Source organism: Streptomyces sp. A012304 (assembly GCF_026008495.1).
Taxonomy (GTDB): domain Bacteria; phylum Actinomycetota; class Actinomycetes; order Streptomycetales; family Streptomycetaceae; genus Streptomyces.
Window position 1 is genome coordinate 1 of the sequence record NZ_BQUN01000120.1, and the last position, 14,677, is coordinate 14,677.

Below are 14,677 nucleotides of genomic sequence, written 5' to 3' on the forward strand. Positions count from 1 at the left end.
CCCCGCCCCGGCCCCCCCCCGCCGCTCCGGCTCCCGCGCCGGCCCCGGCCGCCGCACCGAAGCCCGCGGCCGCCGCACCGGCTCCCGCGAAGGCCGCCGCGCCCGCCGCGAAGCCGGCCGCCGCGAAGGCCGAGCCCGCCGCCGCGCCCGACGGCCCCGAGTTCGTGACGCTGCGCGGTCCGTCCGCCGCGGTGGCCAAGAACATGAACGCCTCCCTGGAGCTGCCCACGGCCACGTCCGTGCGCGCGGTCCCGGTGAAGCTGCTGTTCGACAACCGCATCGTCATCAACAACCACCTCAAGCGCGCCCGGGGCGGGAAGATCTCCTTCACGCACCTGATCGGCTTCGCGATGGTGCAGGCCATCAAGGCCATGCCGTCGATGAACTGGTCGTTCGGCGAGAAGGACGGCAAGCCGACCCTCATCAAGCCGCCGCACGTCAACCTCGGCCTGGCCATCGACCTGGTGAAGCCCAACGGCGACCGCCAGCTCGTCGTCGCCGCCATCAAGAAGGCCGAGACGCTGAACTTCTTCGAGTTCTGGCAGGCCTACGAGGACATCGTCCGTCGCGCCCGCGACAACAAGCTGACGATGGACGACTTCACCGGCGTCACGGTCTCCCTGACCAACCCCGGCGGCCTGGGCACCGTCCACTCCGTGCCGCGCCTGATGCCCGGCCAGTCGGTGATCATGGGCGTCGGCTCCATGGACTACCCGGCGGAGTTCCAGGGCACCAGCCAGGACACCCTGAACAAGCTCGGCATCTCCAAGGTCATGACGCTCACGTCGACCTACGACCACCGGGTCATCCAGGGCGCCGCCTCCGGCGAGTTCCTGCGCGCCGTCGCCAACCTGCTCCTCGGCGAGAACGGCTTCTACGACGACATCTTCGAGGCGCTGCGCATCCCCTACGAGCCGGTCCGCTGGCTCAAGGACATCGACGCCAGCCACGACGACGACGTCACCAAGGCCGCCCGGGTCTTCGAGCTGATCCACTCCTACCGGGTCCGCGGCCACGTCATGGCCGACACCGACCCGCTGGAGTACCGCCAGCGCAAGCACCCCGACCTGGACATCACCGAGCACGGGCTCACCCTGTGGGACCTGGAGCGCGAGTTCGCCGTCGGCGGCTTCTCCGGCAAGTCCCTGATGAAGCTGCGCGACATCCTCGGCGTGCTGCGCGACTCGTACTGCCGCACCACCGGCGTCGAGTTCATGCACATCCAGGACCCCAAGCAGCGCAAGTGGATCCAGGACCGCATCGAGCGCCCGCACACCAAGCCGGAGCGCGAGGAGCAGCTGCGCATCCTGCGCCGACTGAACGCGGCGGAGGCCTTCGAGACCTTCCTGCAGACGAAGTACGTCGGCCAGAAGCGCTTCTCCCTGGAGGGCGGCGAGTCCGTCATCCCGCTGCTCGACGCGGTGCTGGACTCGGCCGCCGAGTCCCGCCTCGACGAGGTCGTCATCGGCATGGCCCACCGCGGCCGGCTGAACGTCCTGGCGAACATCGTCGGCAAGTCGTACGCGCAGATCTTCCGTGAGTTCGAGGGCAACCTCGACCCGAAGTCGATGCACGGCTCCGGTGACGTCAAGTACCACCTGGGCGCCGAGGGCACCTTCACCGGCCTGGACGGCGAGCAGATCAAGGTCTCCCTGGTCGCGAACCCCTCCCACCTGGAGGCGGTCGACCCGGTCCTGGAGGGCGTCGCCCGCGCCAAGCAGGACATCATCAACAAGGGCGGCACGGACTTCACCGTCCTGCCGGTGGCGCTGCACGGCGACGCGGCCTTCGCGGGCCAGGGCGTGGTGGCCGAGACCCTGAACATGTCGCAGCTGCGCGGCTACCGCACCGGCGGCACGGTCCACATCGTCATCAACAACCAGGTCGGCTTCACCGCGGCCCCCGAGTCCTCGCGTTCCTCCATGTACGCGACGGACGTGGCGCGGATGATCGAGGCCCCGATCTTCCACGTCAACGGCGACGACCCCGAGGCCGTCGTCCGCGTGGCCCGGCTGGCCTTCGAGTTCCGTCAGGCGTTCAACAAGGACGTCGTGATCGACCTCATCTGCTACCGCCGCCGCGGTCACAACGAGTCGGACAACCCGGCGTTCACCCAGCCGCTGATGTACGACCTGATCGACAAGAAGCGCTCGGTGCGCAAGCTGTACACCGAGTCCCTGATCGGTCGCGGCGACATCACCCTGGAAGAGGCCGAGCAGGCCCTCCAGGACTACCAGGGCCAGCTGGAGAAGGTCTTCACGGAGGTCCGCGAGGCCACCGCGCAGCCGGCTCCGGGCAGCTCCCAGGACCCTCAGGACGGCTTCCCGGTCGCGGTCCCGACCGCGGTCTCCACCGAGGTCGTCAAGCGGATCGCCGAGTCCCAGGTCAACATCCCCGACCACATCACCGTCCACCCGCGTCTGCTGCCGCAGCTCCAGCGCCGGGCGGCGATGGTCGAGGACGGCACCATCGACTGGGGCATGGGCGAGACCCTCGCCGTCGGCTCCCTCCTCCTGGAGGGCGTCCCGGTCCGCCTGGCGGGCCAGGACTCCCAGCGCGGCACCTTCGGCCAGCGGCACGCGGTGATCATCGACCGTGAGACGGGCGAGGACTTCACCCCGCTGCTGTACCTGTCCGAGGACCAGGCCCGCCTGAACGTCTACAACTCCCTGCTCTCCGAGTACGCGGCGATGGGCTTCGAGTACGGCTACTCGCTGGCCCGCCCGGACGCGCTGGTGATGTGGGAGGCGCAGTTCGGCGACTTCGTCAACGGCGCGCAGACGGTCGTGGACGAGTTCATCTCCTCGGCCGAGCAGAAGTGGGGCCAGACGTCCGGCGTCACCCTGCTGCTGCCGCACGGCTACGAGGGCCAGGGCCCGGACCACTCCTCGGCCCGCCCGGAGCGGTTCCTCCAGCTCTGCGCCCAGAACAACATGACGGTCGCGATGCCGACCCTGCCGTCGAACTACTTCCACCTCCTGCGCTGGCAGGTGCACAACCCGCACCACAAGCCGCTGGTCGTCTTCACCCCGAAGTCGATGCTGCGTCTGAAGGCCGCCGCGTCGAAGGCGGAGGAGTTCACCACGGGCCAGTTCCGCCCGGTCATCGGCGACACGTCGGTGGACCCGGCCGCGGTCCGCAAGGTCGTCTTCTGCGCCGGCAAGGTCTACTACGACCTGGAGGCCGAGCGGGTCAAGCGCGGCGTCACGGACACCGCGATCATCCGCATCGAGCGCCTGTACCCGATCCCGGGTGCCGAGCTCCAGGCGGAGATCGCCAAGTACCCGAACGTCGAGAAGTACCTGTGGGCCCAGGAGGAGCCGGCCAACCAGGGCGCCTGGCCGTTCATCGCCCTGAACCTGATCGACCACCTGGACCTGGCCGTCGGCGCCGACGTGCCGCACGGTGAGCGTCTGCGCCGCATCTCGCGGCCGCACGGCTCGTCCCCGGCGGTCGGCTCGGCCAAGCGCCACCAGGCCGAGCAGGAGCAGCTGGTGCGTGAGGTCTTCGAGGCCTGACGTCCCCTGTCGCGCGGCTGGGCCGCACCCTCGTCCCGGGGGTGCGGCCCAGCCGTTCGCGCGCACTTATCCTTGACCCATGTACTTCACGGACCGTGGCATCGAAGAGCTGGAGAAGCGGCGCGGCGAGGAGGAGGTCACCTTCGAGTGGCTCGCCGAGCAGCTGCGGACGTTCGTCGACCTCAACCCGGACTTCGAGGTGCCGGTGGAGCGGCTGGCGACGTGGCTGGCGCGACTGGACGACGAGGACGAGGACGACGAGTAGACCTCGGTCGGTCATGTGCGAGGGCGCCCCTGGTGGGCGCCCTTTTTGCGTGCGGAGGTCCACGAGAGCCGGTGATGATCACCCGAACGGGTGCCTTGACTTTCGACGGCCGCGATATATCGTGAATTAGGTGAGACGCGATATGGCGTGTCGTGTCGTCGAGGAGGTCTGCACCATGTCCGAGTGGTCCGTCGCCGAGCCGCACAAGCTCTCTTTCGACGAGCCCGTCAGCGACCTGCGCGTACGCATCGTGGGCGGCACGGTGAACGTGGTGGGCACCGACGAGGGCCCCGCCCGTCTGGAGGTCTCCCACATCGAGGGACCACCCCTGCTGGTGAGCCATCGCGACGGCACCCTGACGGTGGCGTACGAGGACCTGCCGTGGAAAGGCTTCCTCAAGTGGCTGGACCGCAAGGGGTGGCGGCGCAGCGCGGTCGTCTCCCTGGCTGTTCCGGCGGACACGCGCGTGGAGGTGGGCGTGGTGAGCGCCGGGGCGGTCGTCTCCGGGATCGACGGGCGCACCGACGTGAAGGGCGTCTCCGGGGACACCACCCTCGTCGGACTCGCCGGCCCGGTGCGCGCGGACACCGTCTCGGGGAGCGTCGAGGCCCAGGCCCTCACCGGGGACCTGCGCTTCAACTCCGTCTCCGGGGACCTGACGGTGGTGGAGGCGGGTTCCTCCGTGAAGGCCGACTCGGTGAGCGGGTCGATGATCGTCGACCTCGACCCGGTGAGCCGCCCCACCGACGTCGGTCTGACCAGCGTCTCCGGTGAGATCGCCATCCGGCTGCCGCACCCGGCGGACGCGGAGGTGGAGGCGAACACGACGAGCGGCTCGGTCTCCAACGCCTTCGAGGATCTGCGGGTCAGCGGCCAGTGGGGCGCCAAGCGCATCACCGGCCGGCTCGGCGCGGGCAACGGCAGACTGAAGGCGACGACGATCTCCGGCTCGATCGCCCTGCTGCGCCGCCCGCCGACGGAGGAGGACGAGCCGTGGGAGGCGGCGGCTCCCGCCGACGGTCCTCCGACCGGTCCCGGGGACGATTCCCCTTCCGGCAGCCCGGCCGACAGCACGACCGACAAGAAGGTGCTCTGACATGCCTCCCGTCTTCGCCCACGGCCGCCTCCGCCTCTACCTGCTGAAGCTCCTGGACGAGGCTCCGCGCCACGGCTACGAGGTGATCCGCCTGCTGGAGGAACGCTTCCAGGGGCTGTACGCGCCCTCGGCGGGCACGGTCTACCCCCGGCTGGCCAAGCTGGAGGCCGAGGGCCTGGTCACCCACACCACCGAGGGCGGCCGCAAGGTGTACGCCATCACCGACGCGGGCCGGGCGGAACTCGCCGACCGCAGCGGCGAACTGGCCGATCTGGAGCTGGAGATCCGCGAGTCGGTGGCGGAGCTGGCCGCCGAGATCCAGGCCGATGTGCGCGGCGCGGCCGGTGATCTGCGCCGCGAGATGCGTGCCGCGCTCTCCCAGGCCCGCCGCACGCCCCCGTCGGGTTCCGGCGGCCGGGAGGAGACCGGCGGCCCGGGCGGCCCCGGTGTCCACGGCGACTTCGGCGACCACGGCGACTTCGGCGACCAGGAGGCGTGGCGTGCCGCCAAGGAGGAGATGCGCCGCGTCAAGCAGGAGTGGAAGGAACAGGCCCGTCGGGCCAAGGACGAGAGCCGCCGGGCCCGCGAGGAGGCCCAGCGGGCCCGCCGCCAGGCCAAGGAGGCGCAGGACCGGGCCCGCGCCCAGGCCCAGGAGGAGGTGCAGCGGATAGCGCGCCGCGTCCAGGAGCAGGTGCAGGACCACTTCGCGCGGGGCGACTGGCCGACGGGCGTGAGAGAGGGGCTGACCGAACTGGCCAAGGAGTTCGGCGAGTTCGGCAGGGACTTCGCGTTCGGCCGCACGGGCGGCAAGGAGGGCCCGGCGGCCACGGGGCCGGTGTACTCGCAGACCCCGGAGGACTTCCCCGCCGACTACGAACCGGCCTGGGCCCACGAGGACTCCAGCGGCGACCCGGCCCGCGACCTGGACCGGCTGCTGGACCGCTTCCGTGACGACATCCGCGACGCGGCCCGCGACCACGGAGTCACCACCGACCAGCTCCGCGATGCCCGCCGCCATCTGTCGACGGCGGCGGCTCACATCGGGGCGATCCTGCGGTCCCCGAAGAACTGATCGGTAGGTCCGCGCCGGGTGTCGCGGGGCGCCCCGCCCCGCCCCGTCAGCCGGCCCGGGCCTCTCCCTGGACGTACAGCACTCGGGTCAGGGAGGTGTGGGTGATGCCGTGGTCGGCGAGGGTTTCGGCGGCGAGGCCGGGGCGGGCGGTGAGGGCGAGCAGGATGTGCTCGTCGCCGATGCACCGGTCGCGGTGGGCCAGCGCCATGCGCAGGGACTTCTCCAGGACGTCCTTGGCGTCCCGCCCGAAGGCGGGGCGGGAGGTCCACCCGCCCCTGCCCCGCCGGTCACCGGACATCGCCCCGACGCCGTGCACCTCCTCGACGCGGGAGACGATCTCCGAGACGTCGATGCCGAGGCCGGCGAGGGCGTCGGCGTCGGCCCGGGACAGGCCCGCGCGCCGGCGGGCCTCGTGCAGCGCCCGGCGTACCGGCTCCCTGCGTTCGGGCGCGAGTCCGAGGGCGGTCAGCGCGAAGGAGCCGCGGCTCGCCTCACGGTCCAGCAGGGCGAACAGCAGATGCTCGGGCCCCACGGTCCGCGCCCCCGTGTCCTCGCACCGCTGGAGTGCGCCCCGCACGACTTCGCGGGCGTCCTTCGTGAACCGCTCGAACATCACTGCCTCCCGTACTTCTTGTGCACGGCCTGCCTGCTGACTCCGAGTTCCGCGGCGATCTCCTGCCACGACCAGCCCTGATGGCGCGCACTGCGCACCTGCACCGCCTCCAGCTGTTCCAGCAGCCTGCGCAGTGCGGCGACGGCGCGCAGTCCGACCCGTGGATCGCGGTCGCCGGCGCGCTCGGCGAGATCCGTTGCTTCGGTCATGCTGTCAACCTACATTGACACCACCGGGTCGTCAATCACGGTTGACACATGTCGACGGCCGGCCCGGAGAACCGGACCGGCCGTCGGACAGGACCAGCGGTCAGCCGTGGGTGAGCACGATCTTGCCGAACTGCTCGCCCGAGGCGAGGCGTTCGAAGCCCTCACGGGCCCGGTCGAGCGGGAGCACCTCGTCGATGACCGGGCGGACACCGGTCGCGGCGCAGAACGCGAGCAGGTCCTCCAGCTCGTCCTTGGTGCCCATGGTGGAGCCGACCACCTTGAGCTCCAGGAAGAAGATGCGGGTCAGCTCGGCGTGGGAGGGGCGGTCACCGCTGGTCGCGCCGGAGATGACGAGCGTGCCGCCGGGGCGCAGGGACTTCACCGAGTGGGACCAGGTGGCCGCGCCGACGGTCTCGATGACGGCGTCCACACGCTGCGGCAGCCGCGCCCCCGGCTCCACCGCCTCGACGGCCCCCAGCTCCAGTGCCCGCTTGCGCTTGGCCTCGTCCCGGCTGGTCGCGAAGACCCGCAGACCGGCGGCCTTGCCGAGGACGATCGCGGCCGTGGCGACCCCACCGCCGGCACCCTGGACGAGGACGGAGTCGCCGGGACGCACCCCCGCGTTGGTGAAGAGCATCCGGTAGGCCGTCAGCCAGGCGGTGGGCAGACAGGCGGCCTCCGCGAAGGACAGCTCCTTCGGCTTGGGCAGGATGTTCCAGGTCGGTACGGCGACCCGCTCGGCGAACGTGCCCTGATAGTGCTCGGTGAGGATGGAGCGGGGCTCTCGGGGGCCGACTCCGTGACCGGTCTGGCCGATGACGGAGTGCAGGACGACCTCGTTGCCGTCCTCGTCGACGCCGGCGGCGTCGCAGCCGAGGATCATCGGCAGCTTGTCCTCGGCGAGGCCGACGCCCCGCAGGGACCAGAGGTCGTGGTGGTTGAGGGAGGCGGCGCGGACGTCGACCGTGCTCCAGCCGGGGCGGGCCTCGGGGGCCGGTCGCTCCCCCAACTCCAGGCCGTTCAGCGGCTGGTCGCGGTCGATTCGGGCGGCGTAGACGGCGAACATGAAGCCGACGATAGGTTCCCGGGGCGGCCGGGGAAACCAGGGGGGCGTGTGAGACACGCCCTCTTGTCAACGCACCCGCGCCCCACTCCCCCGTGGGCGGGCAGGCAGCGGGACGGCCCCGTCCCGTGCGGCCGGAGCCGTCGGGGCGGGGCCGTCCATGCGGCCTCAGCGACGCGCGACGCCCTCCGCCCGGGCGGCGGCGGCGACCGCCGCCGTCACCGCCGGGGCGACCCGCTCGTCGAAGGGCGACGGGATGACGTAGTCCGCGGCGAGGTCGTCACCGACGACCCCGGCCAGCGCCTCCGCCGCCGCGATCTTCATGCCCTCGGTGATCCGGGACGCCCGCACCTGGAGCGCGCCGGCGAAGATGCCCGGGAACGCCAGCACGTTGTTGATCTGGTTGGGGAAGTCCGACCGCCCGGTGGCGACGACCGCCGCGTACTTGTGGGCGACGTCCGGGTGCACCTCGGGGTTGGGGTTGGCCATCGCGAACACGAAGGCGCCCTCCGCCATCGAGGCGACCGCGGCCTCCGGGACCGTACCGCCGGAGACGCCGATGAAGACGTCGGCGCCGGCCAGCGCGTCCTCCAGCGAGCCGGTGACACCCGCCTTGTTCGTGAAGCCGGCCAGCTCCCGCTTGACGTCGGTGAGGTCCTCGCGGTCCGCCGAGACGACGCCCTTGCGGTCCGCGACCGCCACGTCCCCGATGCCGGCCTCGACCAGCATCTTGGCGATGGCGACACCGGCCGCTCCGGCGCCCGAGATGACGGCGCGCAGGTCCGCGATCGACCGCCCGCTCAGCCGCGCCGCGTTGCGCAGCGCCGCCAGCGTCACCACGGCCGTGCCGTGCTGGTCGTCGTGGAAGACGGGGATGTCGAGGGCCTCCTGGAGCCGGCGCTCGATCTCGAAGCACCGGGGCGCCGAGATGTCCTCCAGGTTCACTCCGCCGAACGACGGCGCGAGGCGCACCACCGTCTCGACGATCTCGTCCACGTCCGTGCAGGCCAGCGCGATCGGGACCGCGTCCACGCCGCCGAACTGCTTGAACAGGATCGCCTTGCCCTCCATCACGGGGAGGGAGGCCTCCGGACCGATGTCACCGAGCCCGAGCACGGCCGTGCCGTCCGTCACGACGGCCACGACCGAGGACTTCCAGGTGTAGTCGTTGACCAGTTCCGGCTGTTCCGCGATCGCGGTGCACACGCGGGCGACGCCGGGCGTGTAGGCGAGGGACAGGTCGTCCTTGTCGCGGATCGGGACGGTGGCCTGCACGGCCATCTTCCCGCCACGGTGCAACGCGAAGGCCGGGTCGAACGAGTCGAGGGGCTCCGCACCGCCCTCCGGTCCCGTATGGTCCGTTTCGCTCTCGCTGCGAGGATTGACGATCTCCGCTGCCACTGTGTCGTACCCCTTAGGTGTTCATGGATGAGGGTGGCCACTCCTGGTTGAGAAGTGGGCGGGCACCGCCCAGGGCCCAGTGCTGATACGTACGGGCACCTGCGCGTCGGGCGCGCCGCACACGCGCCCTGAGCCCCGGATGAGGGGTGTAAAAAACCTTCTTACCGGACGGACACCACCGACGACGAGTCCAATCCGTGCAAGGTCACATCCTGGATATTGCAGGAGTCCCACAGACGGTCGCGCCGCGCCGCGGACAGTCATATCCCAGCGGCATGGCAGTGACATGACTCATGCGTCAAGAGTGGACAAGCGCTGGACATCCCCTTGACACGACCCCGGTTCAGTGCATTCACCGCGGCTCGTTGGCCCGCATTCTGAGACGGAACCGAAGATCTTCCGGCCGGAAGGAGGGATTCCCGTAGATGGTCCGGCCTACTCCGGTCGTGATGTACCGGACTGATGTGGTTCGGGGGTCGCCCGTTATCCGATTTTGACATGGCTGGCCCCCTGAATGCCGCCGTCCGAATGGCAAGATGCCGTAATCACACGAGGTCGCGACACCCGAAGGTGTGTGTTCTCGTCGACCCATCGGCATCTCCATCCATCCGCCGGAGGCACTCACCATGACCGCACGCTCCATCCGCCGTACCACCGCCGCGCGCACCCGGCTAGCCGCGGTCGGTTCACTCGCGGTCGCGGGCGCCCTGCTGCTCACCGCCTGCGGTGACCAGACCGACAGCGGCAGCGGCGGCGGCTCCTCCGAGGCGTCGGGCAAGGCCAGCACCGCGCCCCTCTTCTCCAAGCTGCCCAAGGAGATCCAGGACAAGGGCGTCATCGAGGTCGGCACGAACGCCGAGTACGCCCCGATGGAGTCCGTCGAGAACGGCAAGATCGTGGGCGTCGACCCCGACATCGCCGCGGAGCTGGGCAAGAAGCTCGGCGTCGAGTTCAAGTTCACCTCCGGCTCCTTCGACGGCCTGATCACGGCGGTCAACACCGGCCGCTACGACATCGCGATGTCGTCGATCACGGACAACAAGCAGCGCCAGGAGGGCCTGGACGACAGCGGCAAGAAGCTCGGTGAGGGCGTCGACTTCGTCGACTACTTCACCGCGGGCACGGCCGTCTACGTCAAGAAGGGCAACCCCAAGGGCGTCAAGTCCATAGAGGACCTGTGCGGTCAGACGGCCGCGGTGCAGCGGGGCACGACGTACGAGCAGGCCCTGAAGGACCAGTCCAAGAAGTGCACGGACGCCAAGAAGAAGGCCATCAAGATCGAGTCGTTCGAGAACGACACCGAGGCCCAGACCCGCGTGAAGTCCGGCGGTGCCGTGGCCGGCGTCAACGACTACCCGGTCGCCGTGGACATGGCCCGCAAGGCCGACGGCGGCAACGCCTTCGAGGTCGTCGGCGAGCAGTACGACGCCGGGCCCTTCGGCATCGCCGTCGACAAGAAGAACACCCAGCTGCGCGACGCGCTGAAGGAGGCCGTCGACGCGATCATCAAGGACGGCTCGTACCAGAAGGTGCTGGAGAAGTGGGGCGCCCAGAGCGGCGCGATCGAAGCTGCCCAGATCAACGGCGGCAAGTGATCTCCTCGCACCACTGAAGGGCAGTCCCCATGACTGACAAGCTCGACAAGTCCGCCGCGGGAGCACCGCCGGCCGACCGGCCGCCGGTGGCCGACGACTCGGCGTTCTCCGGCCCGCCGGCGGCCATCAAGGCCATCCCGGTGCGCCACTACGGCCGTTGGGTCAGCGGCGTCGTCGTCCTCGCACTGCTGGTGCTGCTCGTCATCGCGTTCGCGCAGGGCGACATCCAGTGGCAGGCGGTGTCGGACAAGCTGTTCGACTCCACCGTGATCGCCGGCGCCGGCCGCACGCTGCTGATCAGCATCCTGGCGATGGTGCTCGGCGTGCTGCTGGGCATCGTCCTGGCCGTGATGCGGCTGTCGAAGAACCCGGTGACCAGCAGCGTGGCCTGGCTGTACATCTGGTTCTTCCGCGGCACCCCGGTCTATGTGCAGCTGCTGCTGTGGTTCAACCTGGCGCTGATCTTCCCGATGCTGAATCTCGGTCCGATCTACAAGGACGAGATGACGGACGTCATGACGCCGTTCATGTGCGCCCTGCTCGGCCTCGGTCTGAACGAGGCGGCGTACATGGCCGAAATCTGCCGTGCCGGCCTGCTCGCCGTCGACGAGGGGCAGACCGAGGCGGCGCACGCGCTCGGCATGAGCCACGGCAAGACGCTGCGCCGGATCGTCATCCCGCAGGCGATGCGGGTGATCGTGCCGCCGACCGGCAACGAGTTCATCAACATGCTGAAGACCTCGTCGCTGGTGTACGCGGTGACCTACAACGAGCTGCTGCGTTCGACCTCGGTGATCGGCTCCACGTCGTACGCCGTGATGGAGATGCTCTTCGTCGCCTCGATCTGGTACCTGGTGATGACCAGCGTGTTCAGCGTCTTCCAGTACTACCTGGAGCGGTACTACGCGCGTGGCTCCAGCCGGAGCCTGCCGCCGACGGTCCTGCAGAAGATCAAGGCGAACCTGTTCGGATCGAGGAGCGTGGCATGACCGCGATGGTGAAGGCCGAGGGCGTGCACAAGTCCTTCGGCGCGGTCGAGGTCCTCAAGGGCATCGACCTGGAGGTGAACTCCGGCGAGGTGTTCTGCCTGATCGGTCCGTCCGGCTCCGGCAAGAGCACGTTCCTCCGGTGCATCAACCACCTGGAGAAGATCAACGCCGGCCGTCTGTACGTGGACGGCGAGCTGGTCGGCTACCGCCAGAAGGGCGACAAGCTGTACGAGCTGAAGGACAGCGAGGTCGCGCTGAAGCGCCGGGACATCGGCATGGTGTTCCAGCGGTTCAACCTCTTCCCGCACATGACGGCGGTGGAGAACGTCATCGAGGCTCCGGTGCAGGTCAAGGGCGTCAGCAGGGCCCAGGCCAAGGAGCGGGCGATGGAGCTCCTGGCCCGTGTCGGCCTGGCCGACAAGGCGGGGAACTACCCCTCGCAGCTCTCCGGCGGCCAGCAGCAGCGTGTGGCCATCGCGCGGGCGCTGGCCATGGACCCGAAGCTGATGCTGTTCGACGAGCCGACCTCGGCGCTGGACCCCGAGCTGGTCGGTGACGTCCTCGACGTCATGCGCGATCTGGCCGAGTCCGGGATGACGATGGTCGTCGTCACCCATGAGATGGGTTTCGCCCGCGAGGTGGGCGACAGCCTGGTCTTCATGGACGGCGGCGTGGTCGTCGAGTCCGGCAACCCGCGCGACGTCCTCACCGACCCGCAGCACGAGCGCACCCAGGCGTTCCTGTCGAAGGTGCTGTGACTCCATTCACCGGCGAGGGGCGGTACGGGATTCCCGTACCGCCCCTTCCGTCATGAGGGCGCTTGCCTGCGGGGCCACTCCCTCCACGGTTCCTCCGCGGGGTGACTCCCGGTGGGGGTCACTTCAGCGCGAGCAGCAGCGTGTCCGACGGGGAGGCCCACACCGGGCGCGCCTCGGCGAAGCCCTGTTCCCGCAGCGCGCGCGTGTGCCAGGCCACGGAGGGCATCTCACCGTCGGCGTGCTCGCCGTAGATCTCGAAGCGGCGGGCGGTCGGAGGGCCGAGGACCGGGTCCTTGGCGGCCAGCGCCCACCACTCGGACCAGTCGAGGGCGCCGTCGCGGCTGGCCTGATCCATGCGGGCGTGGCGCACGGCGGACTCGGCCGCGTTGATCCGGGGGGTGGTGTCGTCGATCATGTGGTCGGCGTTGAGGAAGACACCGCCCTCGCGGACCAGTCCGGCGAGGCGGCCGTAGAGCGTCTGGAGAGGGCCGGTGCGCAGCCAGTGAAGCGCCGTGGCGGTGAGGACCGCGTCGTAGCTGTCGTACGGCAGCAGCGCGGGCCAGTCGGGGTCGGTGAGGTCGGCCTCGACGAGGGTGACGCGGTCGTCTCCGGCGAAGGTGCCGCGGGCGATCATGAGCAGCGCCGGGTCGAGGTCGACCCCGGTGCTGACGGCGCCGGGGAAGCGGTCCAGGAGGCGGGCGGTGATGGTGCCGGTGCCGCAGGCGAGGTCCAGGACGCGCGGCTCGGGGCCGGCGAACGCCTCCACCATGTCCAGCATGACGCGGAACCGTTCCTCCCGGTCGGGCAGGTACCACTCCTGCTGCCGGTCCCAGCTCTCCTGCCAGGCCTGCCAGTCGGTGCCGGTGCTCGTGGTCATGCGAACCCCCTCCGCGGTCGCCCGCTCGTCAGTCGCTCACGCCATACCGCATGCGTAATACCCTGGAAGCACGATCAGCTGTTACCGACCGCACTCACGACCATAGAGCCCCTCCGTAAGGACTACAAGTGGAACTGGCCTATTACTCGGACTATGCCGTTCGCCTCGTCAACACCGAGGAACCGGCTCGGGGCAAAGAAGCGCTGACCTCCGTCGAGGCCGTCCGCGACCTGTTCGGCGGGAACCAGTCGGCGGCCCGCCGCGCCACCGACGCGGACGTCACCCGGTTCCGCTCGGTACGGGCCCGGCTGCGCGCGGTCTTCGAGGCGGCCGACGCCGGCGACGAGACCCTCGCGGTCGACCTGCTGAACTCGCTCCTGCTGGAGTTCCCGGTCAGCCCGCAGATCTCCGGCCACGACTTCCGTGACGACGACGGCCGCCCGCTGTGGCACATGCACCTGGCCGACCACCCGTCGAACGCGACCGCCGGCTACGCGGCCATCGCCGCGATGGGCCTGGCCTTCCATCTGACGGAGTACGGCGTGGACCGCCTGGGCCTGTGCGAGGCGGTCCCGTGCCGCAACGCCTACCTGGACACCTCCACCAACCGCTCCCGGCGCTACTGCTCCGACCGCTGCGCCACCCGCGCCAACGTGGCCGCCTACCGGGCCCGCAAACGCCTGGAGGCCGACCGGTCGGCCAGCACCGGCCTGGCGGCGGAGAGCGCCCAGCGCAGCAGCGCGAGCAGCGAGCGCTGATCCCGCTTCAGCGGCCGGTAGCGGAACCGCACGGTGCCGAGGACCAGTTCGTCGGGCACGGTCCCGTAGTCGGTGCTGTCGCCACCCGCGTACGCGTTGTCCCCGAGCACCCACCAGCCGCCCTCACGGCGCTCCGCGGCCCGTTTGACGACGAGCAGGTCCTGCTGGAAGGGGTGCCGCAGCACGACGACGTCACCGGGCCTGACCCTGGCGCCGTACTGTACGACCAGCTGGTCCCCGTGGTGCAGCGTGGGCACCATGGACGGCCCGGTCACCTCGGCCACCCCGAAAGGCACGGCAGTCCTCCCCCGCTCGCTCTCCTGCGACAGCTCCGGCATCGCCCGGCACCTCCCCGGTCCGTTCCTCCACCAGTCTCAGTCTCACCCCGGACTTTTGTCCTAAGCCCATGGGGGCACTCGCGAAATCCCGTCTCGCAGGGAGTAATGTCCCACCTGAGAAGACG

General features: G+C 70.2%; 14 protein-coding genes. 8 read left to right on the top strand and 6 right to left on the bottom strand.

Going from position 1 to position 14,677, the window contains the following annotated elements; translation table 11 throughout:
* The 4 genes from ALMP_RS32050 to ALMP_RS32065 form a co-directional block, all read left to right on the top strand.
* Positions 1-3,518 (top strand): multifunctional oxoglutarate decarboxylase/oxoglutarate dehydrogenase thiamine pyrophosphate-binding subunit/dihydrolipoyllysine-residue succinyltransferase subunit (locus ALMP_RS32050; RefSeq protein WP_264934792.1); only part of this gene is annotated, 3,518 nt, incomplete at its 5' end.
* A 79-nt stretch (positions 3,519-3,597) separates the two neighbouring features.
* Complete coding sequence (locus tag ALMP_RS32055; protein WP_007266501.1) at positions 3,598-3,783, top strand: DUF6104 family protein; 186 nt, start codon at positions 3,598-3,600, stop codon at positions 3,781-3,783.
* 175 nt (positions 3,784-3,958) lie between these two features.
* Complete coding sequence (locus ALMP_RS32060; RefSeq protein ID WP_264934801.1) at positions 3,959-4,879, top strand: DUF4097 family beta strand repeat-containing protein; 921 nt, start codon at positions 3,959-3,961, stop codon at positions 4,877-4,879.
* Between the two features lies 1 nt (position 4,880).
* Complete coding sequence (locus tag ALMP_RS32065) at positions 4,881-5,951, top strand: PadR family transcriptional regulator (protein ID WP_264934803.1); 1,071 nt, start codon at positions 4,881-4,883, stop codon at positions 5,949-5,951.
* A gap of 46 nt (positions 5,952-5,997) precedes the next feature.
* On the opposite strand, the gene ALMP_RS32070 is transcribed toward ALMP_RS32065, so the two are convergent.
* The 4 genes from ALMP_RS32070 to ALMP_RS32085 form a co-directional block, all read right to left on the bottom strand.
* Positions 5,998-6,564, bottom strand: a complete 567-nt coding sequence (locus tag ALMP_RS32070; RefSeq protein ID WP_264934804.1) for a Clp protease N-terminal domain-containing protein — start codon at positions 6,562-6,564, stop codon at positions 5,998-6,000.
* Positions 6,564-6,773, bottom strand: coding sequence for a helix-turn-helix domain-containing protein (locus ALMP_RS32075; protein WP_037674056.1), 210 nt, complete (start codon positions 6,771-6,773; stop codon positions 6,564-6,566). The genes ALMP_RS32070 and ALMP_RS32075 overlap by 1 nt, the downstream gene beginning before the upstream one ends.
* 100 nt (positions 6,774-6,873) lie before the next feature.
* Positions 6,874-7,839, bottom strand: coding sequence for a zinc-binding dehydrogenase (locus ALMP_RS32080; protein ID WP_264934808.1), 966 nt, complete (start codon positions 7,837-7,839; stop codon positions 6,874-6,876).
* Positions 7,840-8,004: 165 nt separating this feature from the next.
* On the bottom strand, positions 8,005-9,237 hold the full coding sequence (locus ALMP_RS32085; RefSeq protein WP_264934810.1) for an NADP-dependent malic enzyme: 1,233 nt from the start codon (positions 9,235-9,237) through the stop codon (positions 8,005-8,007).
* Between the two features lie 626 nt (positions 9,238-9,863).
* Between ALMP_RS32085 and ALMP_RS32090 the strand changes: the two genes are divergently transcribed.
* Genes ALMP_RS32090 through ALMP_RS32100 form a run of 3 tightly spaced genes read left to right on the top strand, consistent with a single transcriptional unit; the run spans position 9,864 to position 12,579 of the window.
* Positions 9,864-10,832: an ABC transporter substrate-binding protein gene (locus ALMP_RS32090; protein WP_264934812.1), complete on the top strand. Its 969-nt coding sequence runs from the start codon at positions 9,864-9,866 to the stop codon at positions 10,830-10,832.
* A gap of 29 nt (positions 10,833-10,861) precedes the next feature.
* Entirely contained in the window at positions 10,862-11,821 is a 960-nt protein-coding gene (locus ALMP_RS32095) for an amino acid ABC transporter permease (protein WP_264934813.1), read from the top strand.
* Positions 11,818-12,579, top strand: a complete 762-nt coding sequence (locus ALMP_RS32100) for an amino acid ABC transporter ATP-binding protein (RefSeq protein WP_309299566.1) — start codon at positions 11,818-11,820, stop codon at positions 12,577-12,579. The genes ALMP_RS32095 and ALMP_RS32100 overlap by 4 nt, the downstream gene beginning before the upstream one ends.
* 118 nt (positions 12,580-12,697) lie before the next feature.
* Here the strand turns inward: ALMP_RS32100 and ALMP_RS32105 are convergent, their stop codons facing one another.
* Positions 12,698-13,456: a trans-aconitate 2-methyltransferase gene (locus tag ALMP_RS32105; RefSeq protein WP_264934815.1), complete on the bottom strand. Its 759-nt coding sequence runs from the start codon at positions 13,454-13,456 to the stop codon at positions 12,698-12,700.
* A 128-nt stretch (positions 13,457-13,584) separates the two neighbouring features.
* Between ALMP_RS32105 and ALMP_RS32110 the strand changes: the two genes are divergently transcribed.
* A complete protein-coding gene (locus ALMP_RS32110) occupies positions 13,585-14,214 on the top strand; it encodes a CGNR zinc finger domain-containing protein (protein ID WP_264934816.1) in 630 nt (209 codons plus the stop codon).
* Here ALMP_RS32110 and sodX read toward each other — a convergent pair.
* On the bottom strand, positions 14,118-14,552 hold the full coding sequence (sodX, locus tag ALMP_RS32115) for a nickel-type superoxide dismutase maturation protease (RefSeq protein ID WP_264934818.1): 435 nt from the start codon (positions 14,550-14,552) through the stop codon (positions 14,118-14,120). The two genes, ALMP_RS32110 and sodX, sit on opposite strands and share 97 nt — an antisense overlap.
* Between the last annotated feature and the right edge of the window lie 125 nt (positions 14,553-14,677).